Here is a 19125-nt window from a genome sequence, read left to right on the forward strand (position 1 = left end):
ATCCGGTGGAAGCGCGTCACTCCGTCAGGGAGCCAGCGTTTTCACCGGGCACGCTGATCACCCGCCCACCCTTGACCTGAAGCGCCACACGTCCTTCACACAGGGCCTGCGCGACATCCCCAAACACTCTGCCCCGCCAGCCCGATAGCAATGCAGGGGCTTGTGCCGGGTCCAGTGCCAAGGCTTCCAGCTCATCCATGGATGCGACCAGACGCGGCGCCACATCGTGCTCCTCGCAACAGGCAGTCAACAGAACCTTGAGCAGAGCCACCAAAGATGCAGGTGCCCTTGCGTTATCCTTACCCTTGCCCCGAGCAGGGCGTGGCAGTTCCGACTCCGGCAAAGCCTGCGCCTGCCGGATCGCTTCCAGCAGCACCATGCCCGTGCGACCTTCGGCCAGCCCACGGGATACACCGCGCACGCGGGCAAGCGCATCCACCGTGCCCGGCGTTGTTGCCGCTATTTCCAGCAGGCTTTCATCCTTCAGCAAACGCTGACGGGGCACATTCACACGCTGGGCCTCGCGCTCCCGCAGGGCTGCAACCGCACGCAGTACACCCAGCATACGCCGGTTGCCTGTGCGCGCCTTAAGCCGTTCCCACTGCTTTTCCGGATCAGGGCGAAATGTTGCCGGGTCTTCCAACTCCGCCATTTCGGCAGCAACCCAGCTTAACCGCTTATCCTGCTCAAGCTTACGTACCAGCTTTTCATAAACCAGTCGCAACCATGTCACATCACCCGCAGCATAATCCAACTGGGCTTCAGAGAGCGGGCGGGCGGACCAGTCGGTAAACCGATGGCTTTTGTCAATCATATGACCGGTCAGGGAGCCCACCAGACTGTCATACCCGACCTGATCGCCAAAACCGGCCACCATGGCGGCGACCTGCGTATCGAACACAGGCGTTGGCAGGGCATCGAACTCATGCAGGAAAATTTCCAGATCCTGACGCGCGGCATGGAACACTTTTAGCACCGAGGCATCAGCCATCAGCTCTGCCAGAGGGGTCAGGTCAATGCCTTCGGCCAGCGCATCAATCAGCACAACAGCCTGCCCGCTGCCCACCTGCACCAGACACAATTCCGGCCAGTACGTACGTTCACGCATGAACTCTGTATCAACCGTTACAAAGCGCTCGGCATGAAACGGTTTAAGAGCTTCCGCCAAGTCCTGAGTGGAGGACACAAGCTGGGGCTGGGGAAAGACGGGAGTGGGTAATTTGGCCATGTTCCTTCCATACACCAGCCAACCGGAAAGAGACAGCCAGAACCCATATACCCCATACGAAACTTGACGAACACGCCGACAAGCCGGACACCGAAGCAAACCCTAACTGCATGGAGAAAACAATGAACACAGCAGATGATGGTCGCCACGCGCTTACCCAGCTTGGCCGCCAGATTGCCCCCCCCAACAGCCCGGAAGAAGCCGTGCTGGAGCGTGTACCGGCCCCCAACCCGGACAAGCGTTATATGGTTCGGTTTACCGCGCCGGAATTTACATCCCTATGCCCCATTACCGGACAGCCGGATTTTGCACACATCGTGCTTGATTATGTGCCGGATCAGTGGATTGTGGAGAGCAAATCCCTCAAGCTGTTCCTTACCAGTTTTCGCAATCATGGTGCTTTTCACGAAGCGTGCTCTGTGCAGATCGCAAGCACTCTGGTTGACCTGCTCAACCCGATCTGGTTGCGCATTGGTGCCTACTGGTATCCGCGTGGCGGTATTCCCATTGATGTTTTCTGGCAGACGGGAGACGCCCCCGCAGGCGTATGGATTCCTGCCCAGGATGTGCCTTCCTACAGAGGGCGCGGCTGAATCCGGGCACAAAAAAAGCCACCGGAAAGGTGGCTTTTTTAAATCTGGCTGAACAAAAACCCTAGCTGGTGCTACCTGCCTCAATTTCTGCCCGTACAGCCTGTATCTGGTCCTGCAACACAACAAGGCGTGACATATCCGTCTTATCAGCCTTGTCCCATGCTTCAGACAGGGCTTCAAGCTGCGCCGTTGCCATATCAATGGAAATATCGCTTACCGGGACAGCCTTGTCGGCCAGAACCGTGCATCGTGCGGGGGTGATGTCGGCAAAACCTCCCCCCACAAAATAACGATCGGTCACCTTGTCCCCTTCGTAAAGGGCAACAACGCCACCACGCAGAAGAAGCATCATGGGCGAACGTTCCGGCATGGCGGCAATATCACCCTCCATGCCTGGAATTACGGCCATATCTACCTCACGCGACACCAGAACCTTTTCAGGGCTGATTATCTCAATCTGGATTGGCATGACTGGTGCTCCCTCCAGAAGCCGGCTGTCAGGCCGACTCCCTCAGTTTTTCTGCCTTGGCAACAGCTTCTTCGATCGTCCCGACCATATAGAAGGCCGCTTCTGGCAGATCGTCATATTCACCAGCACAGATCGCCTTGAAGGAACGAACCGTATCGGTCACGGATACCAGCTTGCCGGGAGCGCCGGTAAACACTTCCGCCACATGGAACGGCTGGGACAGGAAGCGCTGAATACGGCGAGCACGTGCCACAATCAGCTTATCGTCTTCAGACAGTTCATCCATACCCAGAATAGCAATGATATCCTGCAAGGATTTATAGGTCTGGAGAATACGCTGTACTTCCCCTGCCACTGCGTAATGTTCTTCACCCACAATCTGCGGGTCCAGCGCGCGGGATGTGGAATCCAGCGGATCCACAGCCGGATAGATACCCATTTCCGCGATGGAACGGTTCAGAACGGTCGTGGCGTCCAGATGGGCAAAAGTTGCCGCCGGAGCAGGGTCGGTCAGGTCGTCAGCAGGGACATACACGGCCTGAACAGACGTAATGGAGCCCTTTTTGGTGGACGTAATACGTTCCTGCAGGGCACCCATTTCCGTTGCCAGTGTCGGCTGGTAGCCCACGGCGGAAGGAATACGGCCCAGCAGTGCAGACACTTCCGAACCCGCCTGCGTAAAGCGGAAGATGTTGTCCACGAAAAACAGCACGTCCTGATTTTCTTCATCACGGAAATATTCCGCCATGGTCAGACCAGTCAGCGCCACGCGGGCACGGGCACCCGGCGGTTCGTTCATCTGACCGAACACCAGCGCCACTTTGGAACCTTCGGTAGAACCGTTTTCGCCCAGCTTGATTACGCCTGCGTCCTGCATTTCGTAATACAGGTCGTTCCCTTCACGGGTACGTTCACCAACACCGGCAAATACGGACACACCACCGTGCGCCTTGGCGATGTTGTTGATCAGTTCCTGAATAATAACGGTCTTGCCAACACCTGCGCCACCGAACAGGCCGATCTTGCCACCCTTGAGGTAAGGGCAGAGCAGATCAACAACCTTGATGCCGGTCATCAGGATTTCGGATGCAGCAGCCTGCTCGTCAAAAGCAGGGGCATCACGGTGGATCGGCGCGCGGCGTGCGGTCTGAACAGGGCCCTGTTCGTCAATCGGCTCACCAATTACGTTCAGGATACGGCCAAGGGTTTCAGGACCAACAGGCACGGAAATCTGTGCACCGGTATCAAGCACTTCCGTACCACGGACCAGACCATCGGTCGTGTCCATGGCGATGCAGCGCACTTCATGTTCGCCGATTTCCTGGGCCACTTCGAGCACCAGAACCTGATCGCCCAGCTTGACATGCAGCGCGTTCAGAATTTTAGGCAGTTCACCTTCGAACTGCACGTCAACAACCGGTCCCTTAATGGTGGTAATGCGGCCAACAGCATTGGTCTTCGTGGCCGCAGGGGCCTGGGTCTGGGTTGTGGTATCCGACATGGGTCAGCTCCTGCGGGGCATACGATCGGGCTCAGACAGCCTGTGCGCCCGAAATGATTTCGATCAGTTCGTTAGTAATATTGGTCTGGCGGGTCCGGTTATAGACCTGTGTCAGACTATCGATAGTGCGGCCTGCATTACGCGTGGCGTTATCCATGGCCGTCATACGGGCACCGTTTTCGCCCGCAACCGTTTCCAGCAGCGATGCATAAATCTGGACCTGCAGATTACGCGGCAGCAGCATGGCCAGCAGCGTTGCTTCATCAGGTTCAAACTCATACTGTGCCACATCGTTAGAGGCTTCAAGCGTACCGTCTGCCTCTTCCACGACCATGGGAACCAGTTGCTGGCATGTCGGCACCTGTGTCATCGCATTGCGAAACTTGTTGAACACAAGTGTACAGACATCAATCTCGCCTGCTTCAAGCAGGGTATTGATCTTGTCACCCAGATCACTGGCAACAGAAAAAGGAATTTCCTTGGCACTGGTCCCGATCACATGATCAACGATCAGATCCGCATGGTCGCGCATGAAAAAATTCAGTGCGCGACGACCGACCGGAAGCAGGCGTACCGTTTTGCCTTCGGACTGAAGGTGACGGATGCTCTGCACCGTAAGGCGGTGCACGTTGGCGTTAAAACCACCGCACAGACCACGGTCACTGGTCATGGGCACAAGGAGATGAACCTTGTCCTGCCCGGTACCGGCCAGAAGAAGAGGCGCTCCGTCCTCCCCCTTGGTTGCACCGGCCAGCTCACCCAGCATACGGCGCATGGCGGCCGCATAAGGACGAGCAGCTTCTGCGCTGGCTTGCGCCCGCCGCAGCTTGGCCGCTGCCACCATCTTCATGGCGCTCGTGATCTTCCGTGTCGATTTGATACTTCCGATCCGGGCGCGTAGTTCCTTAAGGGAAGCCATGAGTGCTTCTGCTCCCTCAGCCGGCGAAGTTGCGGTTGAAGGCGGTCAGATATTCGGTCAGCCGCGCCTCAAGGTCCTTGGAAATGGCCTTTTCCTTGCCCAGCGTATCCAGAATGTCTTTGCCCGCGCTCCGCACATCGCTCAGCACAGCGCGTTCCCAAGCCACAACCTTACTGGCCGCAATGCCATCAAGGAAACCCCGTGTGCCAGCGAACAGCAGAACAACCTGTTCTTCAACCGAGAGAGGCGAAGCCTGTGGCTGCTTCAGCAGTTCCACCAGACGGGCACCGCGAGCAAGCATCTTCTGCGTTGCCGGGTCCAGATCGGATGCGAACTGGGAGAAGGCTGCCATTTCGCGGTACTGGGCGAGCTCGAGCTTGATCTTGCCAGCAACCTGCTTCATGGCCTTGATCTGCGCTGCGGACCCAACGCGGGAGACGGAACCGCCCACATTTACGGCAGGGCGGATACCCTTGTAGAACAGATCGGTCTCAAGGAAGATCTGCCCGTCCGTAATGGAGATCACGTTGGTCGGGATGTAAGCTGCCACGTCACCAGCCTGCGTTTCAATAACGGGCAGAGCCGTCAGAGAACCTGCACCATTGGCATCGGACATTTTAGCAGCCCGCTCAAGCAGGCGGGAGTGCAGGTAGAATACGTCACCCGGATAAGCTTCACGGCCCGGCGGACGACGCAGCAGCAGGGACATCTGGCGGTAAGCCACAGCCTGCTTGGTCAGATCGTCATAGCAGATCAGGGCGTGCATGCCATTGTCGCGGAAGTATTCACCCATGGCGCAAGCAGCGTATGGTGCAAGATACTGCAGCGGAGCCGGATCGGATGCGGTGGCAGCGACGACGATGGAATACTTCATCGCGCCTTTTTCTTCCAGCAGACGCACAAGCTGTGCAACTGTGGAGCGCTTCTGACCAACGGCCACGTAAATGCAGTAAAGGGACGTCTTGTCGTCACCCTGCTCATTCACGCCCTTCTGGGCCAGAATGGTATCGGTCAGGATGGTGGTTTTACCAGTCTGACGGTCACCAATCACCAGTTCACGCTGGCCGCGGCCAATCGGCACCAGAGCGTCAATCGCCTTGATCCCGGTCTGCATCGGCTCGCTCACGGACTGGCGCGGCATAATGCCAGGAGCCTTAACTTCCGCACGACGCAGTTCAACGTCGGTCAGTGGCCCCTTGTCGTCGATCGGGTTACCCAGACCGTCCACAACGCGGCCCAGCAGGCCTTTACCAACTGGCACGCTGACAACCATACCCGAACGGGTGACACTGTCCCCTTCACGGATATTGGTGTCATCACCAAAAATAACGATACCGACGTTGTCGCTTTCCAGGTTCAGGGCCATGCCCTTCTGACCAGCGGACGGAAAGTCCACCAGCTCACCCGACATGACATTCTGCAGGCCAAATACGCGGGCAATACCATCCCCAACGGACAGGACCGTGCCGGTTTCGACCACATCAGATTCCTTGTCGAACGAGGCAATCTGCTGCTTGAGGATATCCGAAATCTCTGCGGGACGGATTTCCATCACGCGGCTCCCTTCATGGCGTAATGCAAACGAAACAGGCGGGTTTTGAGGCTGGCATCGTACAGCTTTGCCCCGACGCGGACGACAAGACCACCGAGCAGGGCGCTGTCAACACGCTCGCGAATATTGATACGGGAATAACCGGCTTCAGCCAGACGAACCTGAAGCTGGGCCCGTTGTTCAGCCGTAAGTGGCACGGCGCTGCTGACCTCGGCCACGACCTCGCCACGGCGGGCCACGGCCAACGCATCCAGCGATGCAAGAATGCGGCGCAGGACCGGCAGGCGGCGGTTATCAGCCACGACACCCACAAAATTACGAACAATCGGGCCGAATCCCTGAGCCTCAAGCACGGCCAGAACAGCCTTGCGAGACACCAGAACATCCAGACGCCTGTCTTCCAGAACAGTGCGCAGGGGCGCACTCTCATCAATCAGGCGCGCAAGTGCGCTACCTTCATCAAGCACGGTGTCCAGCTGCTGCTGTTCGGCAGCCAGATCATAAAGCGCAATCGCGTAACGGCCTTCAAGACCGTTGGCCGCAAAAGCAACTGCTTGTGCTGTCGTTACGCCCGAGGCCACCACTCTTTGGTTCTTTCCTTCTGTGCGCGCCGGCATTCCACACTGACAACGATGCAACCCAGACCATCAGGCGATGAATCCAGATTTTGCTGCACCTGTTGGCGCGGCCTCTAGCATGACCACAACAGGCACGCAACTAGCTGAACAACCCTATTTTATTCCACCAGCCCCTGGCCGCGCATTCTGGCTGGCCAGCACACCATGCCAAAAGCTTTTAAACACTGGGAATATACCACAGCGGCAACAAAAAGCCGCATCCGGAGCGCCCAGTTTAAGGTCGCGCAAGGCCACCGCACTCACGAAACGGTGAGGCTGAACAGATTTGATTGTAGGGGAAATCTTTGGAGCGGACAGAGGGAATCGAACCCTCCTCGGTAGCTTGGAAGGCTACAGCATTACCACTATGCTATGCCCGCACGCCAAAGGTGTGGCTTTTATAATCCATCCCCCATCTGCACCGCAAGCCCCCAGTCATTTTTTTACGCCCAAAACTTCTCTGGCACGACAATAATCCACAACAGGCACTTGACTTTAGAGCCACAACATATTTTGTTCCGCCTCCTGTGATGCCCGCAAGATTGTGGCTGGTCAGACGAACGGGTTTCCGTTATAGGTCTTTTCCAGCCGTGGCGGACACGCTGCAGGGGTGTAGCTCAATTGGCTAGAGTGCCGGTCTCCAAAACCGGAGGTTGTGGGTTCGAGACCCTCCACCCCTGCCAGATTTTCTCGTGGTGTACGGAAGGTTCCGCTTTTCACCTGTAAAACGCGGCTTTATCGTACAATCTGAGTGGTGTTGATTTAAGGCTGCCCCCTTGGCAATAGCGCGGGGCAGAACAAGGAGAGTGTGCTTCGTGTCGTTCAGTCCCGGTAAGTTCCTGCATGATGTGCGTACCGAGGCGGAACGGGTCACATGGCCCACCCGCCGCGCAACGTTTGTCACCACCGGCGCCGTATTGGCCATGGCAGGTATGGCATCTATCTTCTTCTTCGTCGTTGACCAGTTGATCGGTCTCGGCGTGCGTCAACTTTTCGGGCTGGGAGGCTGAGGAAACGGCATGGCCAAGCGTTGGTATGTGGTCCACGTCTATTCGGGCTTCGAAAAGAAAATCGCGCAGCACATCCGCGAAGATGCGGCACAGAAGGGGCTGAGCGACCATATTGACGAGATTCTTGTCCCGTCCGAGGAAGTGATTGAAGTCCGCCGTGGCCAGAAGGTGAATGCGGAACGCAAGTTCTTCCCCGGTTACGTGCTGGTCAAGATGGAAATGACCGACGAGTCATGGCATCTGGTCAAGGACACTCCCAAGGTTACGGGTTTTCTGGGCACCAAAAACCGTCCCACCCCCATTTCTGCGGCAGAAGCCGAACGGATTATCCGGCAGACAGAGGAAGGCGTGCAGCATCCCCGCTCCGCCGTGACCTTTGAAGTGGGCGAACAGATTCGTGTGGCTGATGGCCCCTTCACCTCCTTCAATGGTGTCATTGAAGAAGTGGATGAAGAAAAAGGCCGTCTGAAAGTCAGCGTTTCGATCTTTGGCCGATCCACTCCCGTGGATCTGGAGTTCAATCAGGTCGAAAAGCTGTAATTTTCCAGCCTATCCAAACATGACTTTAATTAAAGGCGGCCTCCGGGCCGCCTTTTTTATTGCCGATGCGCATCGTCCATCTGCCTTGCAAACACAACAAACCCTTTCAGGCGTTTGGAACACCTGGGCATGTTCCGGGTTGTACCTTTGTCTGTTAGCCTGGCGTGATTTTTGTTTTGCCAAGGAGTGACCATGCCTTCCGCCCCGACTCTTAGAGGAACAGCTCTTCTCAACAATGCACTGCTGAACAAGGGCACGGCATTTACGGAGACAGAGCGGCGGGAATACGGACTGGAAGGACTTTTACCCACACAGGTGGAAACACTGGACCGGCAGGTTGAGCGAATCCACAGGCATCTGGAAGCCAAACCCAGCAATCTGGAACGCTATATCTACCTGAGCGGTCTGCGCGACCAGAACCAGACCCTGTTCTACCGGGTGCTCATGTCCAACCCCGCGCAGTTTGTACCTATTGTGTATGCGCCTACTCTGGCGGCTGTCTGCCAGCAGTTCAGTCACATCTACCGCCGTCCACGCGGCATGTACATCAGTCTGGACATGCGCGGCCGAATCCGTGACGTGCTACGCAACTGGCCCACGGATAATGTGCGCTTCCTGTGCGTTACCACAGGGGGGCGTATTCTGGGTCTGGGCGACATTGGCGTGAACGGCATGGGTATTCCCATTGGCAAGCTAGACCTTTACACGGCCTGCGGTGCGGTCCCCCCAGAGGTACTCCTGCCGGTGCAGCTTGATATTGGCACCACCAACAGTGCTCTACGCGCAGATCCGCTCTACCTTGGCCTGCGCAGGGAGCCTCCTCCGCAAGAAGAGCTGGACGGGTTTGTGGAAGAATTCATGAGCGCAGTTAAGGATATTTTCCCCAATTGCTGCCTGCATTTTGAGGACTGGAAAGGCACGGACGCGCTGCATTATCTGGACAAATACCGCAGTACGGCCCTGTGCTATAATGACGATATTCAGGGCACTGCGGCCGTTACGCTGGCAGGTCTGATTACTGCGCTCAAAATCAAGAACGAAGCACTGGCGCAACAGCGCTTTCTGTTCCTTGGTGCGGGTTCCTCCGGGCTGGGCACGGCGGATATGCTGGTTTCCGCCTTAAAACAGGAAGGCATAAGCGAGCAGGACGCCATTGAGCGCATAACACTCATGGATGTGAATGGTCTGCTCGAAACCTCACGCACGGACCCGAGCGCGCAGCAGAAACGCTATGCCAAACCCATGCCCCCCTCGCGTGATCTGCTGGCTACAATCAAGGCTATCAAACCTACCGTGCTTATTGGTGTTTCAACCTGCGGGGGCGCCTTTACGCAGGACGTCGTGGAGACCATGAGCACCTTGAACGAACGCCCCATTATTTTCCCGCTCTCCCTGCCCCAGAAAAATGCGGAGTGCACGGCCGAGCAGGCTTATGAATGGTCTCAGGGACGGGCCCTTTTTGCAGCCGGTCTGCAATTCCCCAAAGTAGAGATGAACGGACGGACCTTCTACCCCGGCCAGGCCAACAATTTCTACATTTTCCCGGCTCTGGGACTGGCTGTATATGCCACATGCCCCAAATACATTACCGATGACATGGTGATCGAAACCGCCCGCGCACTGGCAGATCAGGTGGACCCCGCAGCGCGCGAACGGGGTCGCCTGTTCCCACCCCAGAGCGATATTCTGGAGGTATCGGTAACATCTGCCGCCCGTATTGCCGAATTTATTTTTGATCAGGGCACTGCCACGGTGGAACGCCCGAAGGACATTCGGGCCTGGATTGAAGGTCTGACCTACAGCCCTCACTACGCGGACTGATTTTTTTCGATTCGGCTGGAGGTATTCTGTCAGGCGTCCATCGGGGGAGCGGGATCAAACCCGAAAACCCGGCCATAAAACGCCAGTTCCATGGTCCATGCCTGACGGATGGTTGCTTCCTGACGGAAACCGTGTCCCTCACCGGGGAATTCATGCAAGGTGCAGGGGGTACCTGCCGTACGCAGGGCCGCCGCCATGGCATGGGCCTGAGACGGCGGCACCACTTTATCCTCCATCCCCTGCAACAGCAGCACCGGCGCCCTTATCCGGCTGGCCACAGAAAGAGGCGAGCGCGCTACATAGACAGCCTCAGATTCCGGCCAAGGGCCAACAAGACCGTCAAGGTAGCGTGCCTCAAACTTGTGCGTCTCCTGCGCCAGTGCACGCAGATCGGTCACACCATACAGGCTGACCCCCGCCGCAAACAGGTCGGATGCCGCCAGCGCCAGAAGCACGGTCATCCCCCCGGCACTGGAGCCACGAATAGCGATTCGTTTGGGGTCAACACGGCCTGTGGCCACCATATGGCGGCAGGCCGCTATACAGTCCGCTACATCCACAACACCCCACTGGCCCTGCAACCGATTACGCCAGAACCGCCCGAAGCCTGTGGAACCGCCATAGTTGACATCCAGCACGGCAAAACCACGGGATGTCCACCATTGCACCTTAAAGGAAAAACCATCCTGCGCACGGGCGGTTGGGCCTCCATGCACCAGCACGATCATCGGAGGTTTTTCATTCTGTGGCACGCAGGCATGGCTACTGGCTGGGGGATAGAAAAAAGCGTGCCCCTGCGGGCCCGGTGGCCCATCCACCGTAAAACGCACCGATTCAGGGCGAGAAATATCCGCCACTGGCAAATCCAGCATGGCAGAACGACGGAGTACCTGCCGCACACCCTGTTCGGCAGTACCCACAACCACGGCGGGCAGGGCATCAACAGGCGCCTGCACCCATGCAAACTGCCCATCCGCCAACATAACGGGGCATTGGTCTGGTCGTCCTGCAAAAAGATGGGTCTGATCATTGGCCGTGCGCACAAAACACTGGCCTTCTCCATCACGCACACTCAGAGCCACACATCCACCATCGGCCAAAGGCTGGTAACTGCTTTGACCGAACACCCATGCGGGCTGACCAATCTCCCCTTCTGGCATGGCATACGCCACCAGATGCGGGGCGGGCTGATGCACCACCTCCCATACCCGCCAGAGTTCGGCACGGTCAGAAATCACAAGCAGGCGGCCATCTGCTGTCCAGCGCGGCTCTACCAGCGACTCGCCTCCTGCCTGTCCGGCCAGAACCCGCACGCCCTCAAGTGCCGCAATGGTGCCATCAGCCCCACGCACCACACGCCCCATACACAGGCGCGTGGAGTCCCATGGCATGTTCGGATGGTCCCATTCAATCCATGCCAGCAACGCGCCATCGGGCGAGAGGGTGGGAGACATGTAAAAATCCGCACCACATTGCAGCACCAGCCCAACCGGGCCAGCCGCCCCACCAAGGGCAACCAGGGCACCCTGTGGTTCACCGTCCACACGGTGGTCCTCACGCACGGCAACAACCGTGGAACTGGCGGGATCAAACCGCAGATCGGCAAAGCGTACGCCCTCTGCCCCGGCCAGCAGACGGGGCGACACCTCTCCCTGCACCAGCAGCCAGACCTGCGCCGTACGCCTGTCCACATACGCAACACCACAAGAAGCAAGCGCGTAAGCGCCCCCACCATATTCATGCACGCGGGTGCCAACATCGGCCTGCGCGGGCAGCACCTCAGCTACGCCATCCGGTTCTGCCCAGCGCATCAGAACGGTTCGCCCTCCCTCTGCCGGGCGGCGCTCCAGCCAGAACACAGCCTGTCCGGCGCTGCGTACCTCTGAGAAGGTCAGGCTTTTACCAGCCACCAGAGTAGCCGTTACGGGGGAAGGCCAGCTACCGCAGCGCATGGGCTGGGGTACTTGAGCATGAGCACTGTTCTGTTCCATCATACTCCGGGTTTATCATGCAAAACGCCCTGAACGGAAAGGCATGTGCCGCTTTGCATTCCATGCTAGGCAGGACATATACGGACCTGCGTTTTTTTCCTGTGGGCTTGACATGACAGGAGCGACTCTGCTCCTCCCCACTCCTGACGATGTTATCTCTGAATTGGATTGTCTGTCCTGTTACACGCTCTGGAATCCATCTTTTCGCTTGATTACCTGACAACCCTGTTCACCCGGTACGGTTATGGGGTGGTTGGTGTGGTTGTCATGCTGGAGAGCATGGGCCTGCCCCTTCCTGCGGAAAGCCTGCTGATTACCGGGGCAATTTTTTGCGCGACCACCCACAAGCTCCAGATCGAAGGCATTATTGTTGCCGGGGTTACAGGGGCGATCATGGGGGACAATCTGGGCTACCTGCTTGGCCACTACCTGGGTCTTGGTCTTTTACGCAAGCACGGCCCGCGCTTTGGACTGACCCCCGAACGCCTGCTGCTGGGGCGCTATGTTTTTCTCAAGCATGGCGGGCCGGTTATTTTCTTTGGTCGCTTTGTAGCCATCCTGCGGATGTTTGTCGCCATACTGGCCGGAGCGAACCGTATGCCCTGGCATACGTTCCTGTTCTATAATGCGCTTGGTGGCGTGTTCTGGGCTGGGGGGTACACAACGTGCGCCTATCTGCTGGGGAGCGAGATTGCCAAACTCTCCGGCTGGCTGGCCGTAGGTTTTGGGGCCGCAACTCTGGTGGTCATTGGCGTGTTGTTCATGTTCATCAAGCACAATGAAAAACGTCTGACGGAGGAAGCCATGACAGCAGCAGAGCAGGATGAGCAGCTCAAAGCTCCCCCGCCATGATGGGCCGCAATCCCTGGCGGGTTAACAGCGCACAGCCCGACCTCCATGGGCGCATAGCCCTTGTAACCGGCGCAAACAGCGGTCTGGGGTTTGAGACCGCACTTGCTCTTGCCCACCGTGGGGCAAAACTTATTCTACCGATCCGCAACCCCGAAAAAGGGCAGAATGCACTGAGCCGCCTGCACGCGGACTGCCCCCGGGCGGATGTGACCTTGCTCCCTCTCAATCTGGGGTCCCTCCGCTCCGTGGCGGAATGTGCGCGTGCGGTTGGTGCGCTGACAGACCGGATTGATATCCAGATCAACAACGCAGGGGTCATGGCTCCCTCACGACGTATGGAAACCGAGGACGGATTCGAACTTCAGTTCGGTGTGAACCATCTGGGCCATTTTGCCCTGAGCGCCCATCTGCGCCCCCTACTGAAAGCAGCAGAGGGTGGAGGTGTGCTCGTAACCGTAGCCAGCCTTGCTGCGAGTAAAAACACCATACACTTCAACGACCTGCAATTCCGCCACAGATACAGCCCGTTCGGGGCGTACCAGCAGAGCAAGCTCGCCAACCTGCTTTTCGCGCAGGAACTGTCACGCAGGGCGGGGGAACAAGGCTGGAATATTCATTCCCGCGCCGCCCATCCGGGGTGGGCAGCTACCTCCATTGTGGCCAACGGGCAGGCAGCCACCCTGCCCAGACCTCTGGGGCTGATCGAACAGACCCTTGGCACGGCTATCCTGCGCATTATGGGTCAGTCCGCCGCCAAAGGGGCTGAACCCCTGCTCTACGCAGCCCTTGCCCCCCAGGCGCGGGATGGAGATTACTACGGTCCTCAGGGAGTGGGCGAACGCCGTGGTCCACCCGGCCCGGCCATTGTGCCCCCAACAGCACGCAAGACCAGCCTGGCCGCACGCCTGTGGGATGTTTCGGAACGGCTGACCAACACGGCCTGGTAAAAACCAGACCGCTTACCCGTGCGTGGAGCGGCGCGCACGGCTCTGCTGGCGCAGAACACGTTCGATCCAGTCATTCAGTTTACGGGTTGTGTCTTCCGCCTCTTCCCGGTCCGGGTAAATGGTGGGGAAGCGCAGCGCCAGCCAGCGCCATGCCACCAGCCGTTTGTGGCGTTTTTCGGCCCGCTCCAGTTCTTCACGCCCGGCCCGTTCCGCGGCAGGCAGCGGGCCTGTGCCCGGTGGCAGCACACGACGGCCAGCGGCATGATCCGCCGCCCATCCCACCAGACGCCTGATCCCGTTATCGCGGTCATCCACCGGGCACATGGCGTAGGACCAGCGGGTGGTCAGGTCCAACCCTTCCACCCCTTCCAGTGCCGAGGCAATGGCAAATGCCTGCTCCATATCCGACAGGCGATAATTGGGGTCATCCTTCCGCAGAACCGCCCTGTGAATGCGTGAGAGCACGCCATACAGACTTTGCGAGCCTATTTCGGATGCAACGGCTTTTACAATATCCGCATCAGGCTGCACGTAAGGGCGCAGGTCATCTGGCAGTTCTGCATCAGCATCAAGCTGGCGACGCACAAAACTCGGGCTGCCCGCACCGGCCAGAACGGCCACAACGCCTGTCTCGTGCTTGCCAAAACGGCCAGCACGCCCCCCGATCTGTTTGACCTCCTGCACGGTCAGGTCCCGTGTCTGGCGGCCATCGTATTTTTTAAGCGCAGCAAACACCACCCGCTTGATGGACAGGTTAAGCCCCATGCCAATGGCATCCGTTGCCACCAGAATATCAGCCTGGCCATTGTTAAAGCGCTGCGCCTCGGCCCGGCGGACTTCCGGGCTGAGTGCTCCATACACCACAGCCACACGCTTGCCGTGCTGCATAAGGGCTGCCCGCAGGTCCAGCACCTCCCTGCGGGAAAACGCAATCAACGCATCCCCGGCACCAAGGTCGGCCAGACGCACAGGCTGGCTGGCAGCCTTGAGCGGGCTTTTGCGCTCAAGCGAGATTTCGTCCAGCGGGTCACCACACAGTTCGGCAATCCGGCGCACCATGGGAATACAGTCCGGAGCCCCCAGCACATACAGATGCCGCGCAGGTGCCCCCATAATGGCTGCGGTCCATGCAGCACCCCGGTCTGTATCAAACAGCATCTGGGCTTCATCAATGATGGCCACATCAACGGGGCTGTAAAAGGGACACATTTCCACTGTTGCGGCCAGATGCCTGCTTCCGGGGACTTCAATACGTTCCTCCCCTGTGGACAGGGAGGCCTCAACACCGCGCGCGGCCAGCGCTTCGCGGAACTCATGCGCCAGCAGACGCAGGGGAGCAAGCGCCAGCCCGCTCTCTGCCTGTGCCAGCGCATTGAGAGCGGTGTAGGACTTGCCGCTGTTGGTTGGCCCTGTGACCAGCGTAATCTGGCGGTTGAGTGCGCGCGCCGTACGGAAATGGGCTGCATATTTGTCCAGCGCCGCCACGCGGGCGATCACGGCATTGGCCACCTTGCGCCCCATATCCGGGGCGTGCCTGGCCTTGCCCGGACCTGTTGCGGGGCCACGTTCATCCTGGCGCCACTCAGACAGGCTGGTACGCAAAGCCACAAGCGCTGCAGGGTCGAACTCCCACCGCTCCCGCCCACCGGGTTCTTGCACCTTACGCGCAACGGGCAGCCGATTCTCGGCAATCCAGCGCAGGGCTTCACGGTGGGAGCAATGAAGGAGTCGCGGCACCTCATTGAACGGCACAAGGCTGCTTTCCCATGCCTTGAGCTGCTCTTCCTCCTGCGCACGTTTGCTCTGGGCGGTTTTTTCAATCCGGCTGACCGCCCGCTGGCGCTGTGCTTCTTCCTTACGGGCAGTTTCCAGAAACGGGTCGCCTTCGGGCAGGTCAAAGGCAATGGCCACGGCCATAAGCAAAAGATCGGTCTGGGCGGGGGAGGGCACACGCCCTATATCCACCAGATCCGCCTGAATGGCGGCAAACGCCGCATGAGGCGATGCTCCATACCCCCGCAGGCGTGCCAGACTGACTGGCGCCAACGCGTGTTCAAGCGCCTGATCATCAGCTGCCGGGTCCGTAATCCCTCCGACTGCCTCTTCTATTTCCTCCCGCGTAATCCATATCCGGCCACTACGGCGCGTAAGGTCCAACAGGCGGGAAATCCATTTTTTACGCCGCACCTGACACAGCGCAGCCCGATAGACCTCAACCGGAACCTCGCGCGCTCCAGGTTCAAGCGCGCGGGCAATGCGGCGCAGAACCTCTGTTTCTTCCTTGGGTTCCAGCTGGAGGCCCGTATGGGCCACGGCACGGACAAGCGCTTCACGCGCGGGGGAGGCGGGGCTATCTGACGTCATGCCCTACTCTTGCGTCATCCCGGGCGGCGGAACAATGGGCCTAACCCAATACTTCATGGAAAAATCAAACATTGCCCCCCGCAATGGGACGAGCAGCACAATATACGCTTGATATGGCCGCCACCTTGTGCCCATTGTGCCCGCCACTGGCGGTTTGTGGCTTCCAAGCGAGGCTGTTCCTGCCCTGCTGTGTGATGCAGGAACACGTCTTGTGACGAATTTGCACTGGCGTCCCACGCGCCTGCCCCTTAAAAACGCCGCCAAAGCACCAGGGTTGCCTTTTGCCTGTTGAAGCACTGCCCCCTTTGGGTAAAAGCGCGCCATCTATCTGATCTGCTATAAGCGGAGTACAAAGCGGTCCATGTCTGAAACCATTCTTGATAACGACGTTCTCCCCCGGATGTCTGCCTCTGAAGTGCCGAGCAGCCTGCTGCCGGTAGAAGGGCAGGACGGTGTGTGGCACCTTGCTCCCCCTACCAAGGAGTACGGTCACCTCTACCCGGCCAAGGTGCTGACCGTGCATCACTGGACCGACCGCCTGTTCACCTTCACCACCACGCGTGACCCCGGCCTGCGGTTTGAGAACGGCCAGTTCGCCATGATCGGGATTGAAGTGGACGGCAAGCCCCTGCTGCGCGCCTACTCCATTGCCTCCCCCAATTATGCGGACGAAATGGAGTTCCTCTCCATTGCCGTGCCTGATGGCCCACTGACCTCACGCCTGCGCCACGTCAAGGTAGGCGACACGGTTCTGATCGGCCGCAAGCCCACCGGCACCCTGTTGCTGGACAACCTGCGCCCCGGACGGAACCTGTATTTCCTGTCCACCGGCACGGGTCTGGCCCCCTTCATGAGCCTGATCAAGGACCCGGAATGCTATGAGCGTTACGACCATGTGATCCTGAGCCACACCGTACGCATTTCAGGCGAGCTGGCCTATGCCAACCACATCCGCCACGAATTGCCCCGGCACGAGTTCCTTGGTGAAGACATCAGCGGCAAGCTGCTTTACTACCCCGCCGTCACGCGTGAAGACTTTGCCGTAACCGACCGCATTACCAAGCTGATCGAAAGCGGCAAGATCTTTACGGATCTGAACATCCCCGCCCTCGACCCCGAGCATGACCGCGTCATGATCTGCGGTTCGCCCGAAATGCTGGCCGATACGGAAGCCCTGCTTCAGGCCCGCGGGTTTGATGAAGGCAACATGTCCACCCCCGGTGCTTACGTGGTGGAAAAAGCGTTTGCCGAACGGTAACGGTAGTCCCACCTTACTGTAAAAGACCCTCAACCCAGCACCCAAGGAGCCCTGCCCGATGACGTATGACTTTGATCTTCTGGTCATAGGAGCAGGCTCCGGCGGTGTTCGGTGCGCCCGCATTGCCGCCAGCCACGGTGCGCGTGTTGGCGTGGTGGAAAGCCGCCACTGGGGAGGCACATGCGTCAATCTTGGCTGTGTGCCCAAAAAGCTGATGGTCATGGCCAGCGATTATGCCGACATGGTGGAAGACAGCCATGGCTTTGGCTGGTCCACCGCACCGGGCACCCATAGCTGGCCCACCCTGATTGCCGCCAAAGACCGCGAAATTACACGCCTGAACGGCATTTACGTCTCTATGCTGGAAAAAGCGGGCATTACCCTCTTGACCGGCCATGCCGAGTTTGTGGATGGGCATACCCTGCGTATAACCCCCTCCCCGCTGGCCCCTACGGAACAGCCCCGGACCATGACCGCTGAGCGGATTGTCATTGCCACCGGCTCCACCCCCACCAAGCTGGATATTCCCGGAGCCGAACTGGCCATTACTTCGGACGAAGCCTTTGCCCTGCCGCAGCGCCCGGAGCGTGTGGTCATGATCGGTAGTGGATATATCGGCATTGAATTTGCCGGTATTTTTGCGGGCCTTGGCTCTCAGGTAGACCTTGTTTACCGCCGTGACCTGCCCCTGCGTGGCTTTGACGGAGACATGCGCACCGCACTGGCCGATGCCATAGACGCCCGTGGCATTACCCAGCACCGCCACGCCCACCCCACCAGCATTACCCAAAACGGCGCAGAACTGGTTCTGACACTGGATAACGGGCAGACGCTGAGTGCTGACTGCATCTTCATGGCCACAGGCCGCCGCCCCAAAATTGATGCGCTGGGGCTTGGCAGAACATCCATTACCACCGCAGGTAACGGCCGCATTCAGGTGGACAGCAATAGCGAGACGGCACATCCGGGCATTTACGCCATTGGAGACGTCACCGACCGCATCAACCTCACCCCGGTTGCCATTGCGGAAGGGCATAATCTGGCCGACCGCCTGTTTGGTCAGGCCCCCGCGCGCCAGTGGTGCTATGCAACCACTCCCAAGGCTGTGTTTTTCTCCCCCCCTCTCGCCACGGTTGGCTTGACGGAGGAAGAAGCCACGCAAAACGGAGCGGTGGATATTTACCTGACCCGCTTTAACCCCATGCGCTACACACTGGCTGGCCGCGTGCGCAGAACGGTCATGAAACTGGTTGTAGACCAGCAGAGCCAGAAGGTGGTTGGCGTGCATATTCTGGGTGACGAAGCGCCGGAAATGCTACAGGCCGTAGCCATTGCCGTAACTGCCGGACTGACCAAGGCCGATTTTGACCGCACCATTGGTATTCACCCCACCTCAGCCGAAGAGCTGGTGACCATGCGCACCCTCACACGCACCACCCCGAAAGCTGACAAGTAAGGACAAG

At 58.7% G+C, this 19125-nt stretch carries 16 protein-coding genes and 2 tRNA genes; 9 read left to right on the forward strand and 9 right to left on the reverse strand.

Annotated elements, in window-relative coordinates; genetic code table 11:
* Positions 1-16: 16 nt before the first annotated feature.
* The gene (gene rnd / locus PY793_RS09045) at positions 17-1228 is read right to left on the reverse strand and encodes a ribonuclease D (protein ID WP_275177768.1); all 1212 of its coding nucleotides are present in this window, start codon (positions 1226-1228) and stop codon (positions 17-19) included.
* A 122-nt stretch (positions 1229-1350) separates the two neighbouring features.
* Between rnd and queF the strand changes: the two genes are divergently transcribed.
* Positions 1351-1821, forward strand: coding sequence for a preQ(1) synthase (gene queF / locus PY793_RS09050; RefSeq protein ID WP_166114034.1), 471 nt, complete (start codon positions 1351-1353; stop codon positions 1819-1821).
* A gap of 61 nt (positions 1822-1882) precedes the next feature.
* Here the strand turns inward: queF and atpC are convergent, their stop codons facing one another.
* The 6 genes from atpC to PY793_RS09080 form a co-directional block, all read right to left on the reverse strand.
* Entirely contained in the window at positions 1883-2290 is a 408-nt protein-coding gene (atpC, locus tag PY793_RS09055; RefSeq protein ID WP_275177769.1) for an ATP synthase F1 subunit epsilon, read from the reverse strand.
* A gap of 28 nt (positions 2291-2318) precedes the next feature.
* Positions 2319-3791, reverse strand: a complete 1473-nt coding sequence (gene atpD, locus PY793_RS09060) for a F0F1 ATP synthase subunit beta (RefSeq protein WP_275177770.1) — start codon at positions 3789-3791, stop codon at positions 2319-2321.
* Between the two features lie 31 nt (positions 3792-3822).
* Entirely contained in the window at positions 3823-4710 is an 888-nt protein-coding gene (locus PY793_RS09065) for a F0F1 ATP synthase subunit gamma (protein ID WP_275177771.1), read from the reverse strand.
* A gap of 16 nt (positions 4711-4726) precedes the next feature.
* Positions 4727-6262, reverse strand: coding sequence for a F0F1 ATP synthase subunit alpha (atpA, locus tag PY793_RS09070; protein ID WP_275177772.1), 1536 nt, complete (start codon positions 6260-6262; stop codon positions 4727-4729).
* The gene (gene atpH / locus PY793_RS09075) at positions 6262-6879 is read right to left on the reverse strand and encodes an ATP synthase F1 subunit delta (protein ID WP_275177773.1); all 618 of its coding nucleotides are present in this window, start codon (positions 6877-6879) and stop codon (positions 6262-6264) included. Before atpH ends, atpA begins: the two co-directional genes overlap by 1 nt.
* 306 nt (positions 6880-7185) lie before the next feature.
* Positions 7186-7259: transfer RNA gene (locus PY793_RS09080), tRNA-Gly, on the reverse strand.
* A 226-nt stretch (positions 7260-7485) separates the two neighbouring features.
* Between PY793_RS09080 and PY793_RS09085 the strand changes: the two genes are divergently transcribed.
* From PY793_RS09085 to PY793_RS09100, 4 genes are all read left to right on the forward strand, one after another.
* Positions 7486-7562, forward strand: a tRNA-Trp gene (locus PY793_RS09085).
* Positions 7563-7694: 132 nt separating this feature from the next.
* A complete protein-coding gene (gene secE, locus PY793_RS09090) occupies positions 7695-7889 on the forward strand; it encodes a preprotein translocase subunit SecE (protein ID WP_059024606.1) in 195 nt (64 codons plus the stop codon).
* 9 nt (positions 7890-7898) lie between these two features.
* Positions 7899-8429 (forward strand): transcription termination/antitermination protein NusG, encoded by a 531-nt coding sequence (gene nusG / locus PY793_RS09095; protein ID WP_166114019.1) that lies wholly within the window; start codon positions 7899-7901, stop codon positions 8427-8429.
* Between the two features lie 192 nt (positions 8430-8621).
* Positions 8622-10250, forward strand: coding sequence for an NAD-dependent malic enzyme (locus PY793_RS09100; protein ID WP_275177774.1), 1629 nt, complete (start codon positions 8622-8624; stop codon positions 10248-10250).
* Positions 10251-10279: 29 nt separating this feature from the next.
* Here PY793_RS09100 and PY793_RS09105 read toward each other — a convergent pair whose 3' ends face one another.
* Positions 10280-12241, reverse strand: coding sequence for a prolyl oligopeptidase family serine peptidase (locus PY793_RS09105; protein ID WP_408744696.1), 1962 nt, complete (start codon positions 12239-12241; stop codon positions 10280-10282).
* A 267-nt stretch (positions 12242-12508) separates the two neighbouring features.
* Here PY793_RS09105 and PY793_RS09110 point away from each other — a divergent pair, with 267 nt between their 5' ends.
* The gene (locus PY793_RS09110; RefSeq protein WP_408744697.1) at positions 12509-13093 is read left to right on the forward strand and encodes a DedA family protein; all 585 of its coding nucleotides are present in this window, start codon (positions 12509-12511) and stop codon (positions 13091-13093) included.
* Entirely contained in the window at positions 13090-14040 is a 951-nt protein-coding gene (locus PY793_RS09115) for an SDR family oxidoreductase (protein ID WP_275177776.1), read from the forward strand. Before PY793_RS09110 ends, PY793_RS09115 begins: the two co-directional genes overlap by 4 nt.
* A gap of 12 nt (positions 14041-14052) precedes the next feature.
* Here PY793_RS09115 and PY793_RS09120 read toward each other — a convergent pair whose 3' ends face one another.
* Positions 14053-16404 (reverse strand): helicase-related protein, encoded by a 2352-nt coding sequence (locus tag PY793_RS09120; RefSeq protein ID WP_275177777.1) that lies wholly within the window; start codon positions 16402-16404, stop codon positions 14053-14055.
* A 361-nt stretch (positions 16405-16765) separates the two neighbouring features.
* Here PY793_RS09120 and PY793_RS09125 point away from each other — a divergent pair, with 361 nt between their 5' ends.
* Together PY793_RS09125 and gorA are read left to right on the forward strand one after the other, a co-directional pair.
* Positions 16766-17662, forward strand: coding sequence for a ferredoxin--NADP reductase (locus PY793_RS09125; RefSeq protein WP_275177778.1), 897 nt, complete (start codon positions 16766-16768; stop codon positions 17660-17662).
* 58 nt (positions 17663-17720) lie between these two features.
* Positions 17721-19118, forward strand: coding sequence for a glutathione-disulfide reductase (gorA, locus tag PY793_RS09130; protein WP_275177779.1), 1398 nt, complete (start codon positions 17721-17723; stop codon positions 19116-19118).
* Positions 19119-19125: the final 7 nt, after the last annotated feature.

It is taken from the genome of Acetobacter fabarum, assembly GCF_029069195.1.
Taxonomy (GTDB): Bacteria; Pseudomonadota; Alphaproteobacteria; order Acetobacterales; family Acetobacteraceae; genus Acetobacter; species Acetobacter fabarum_A.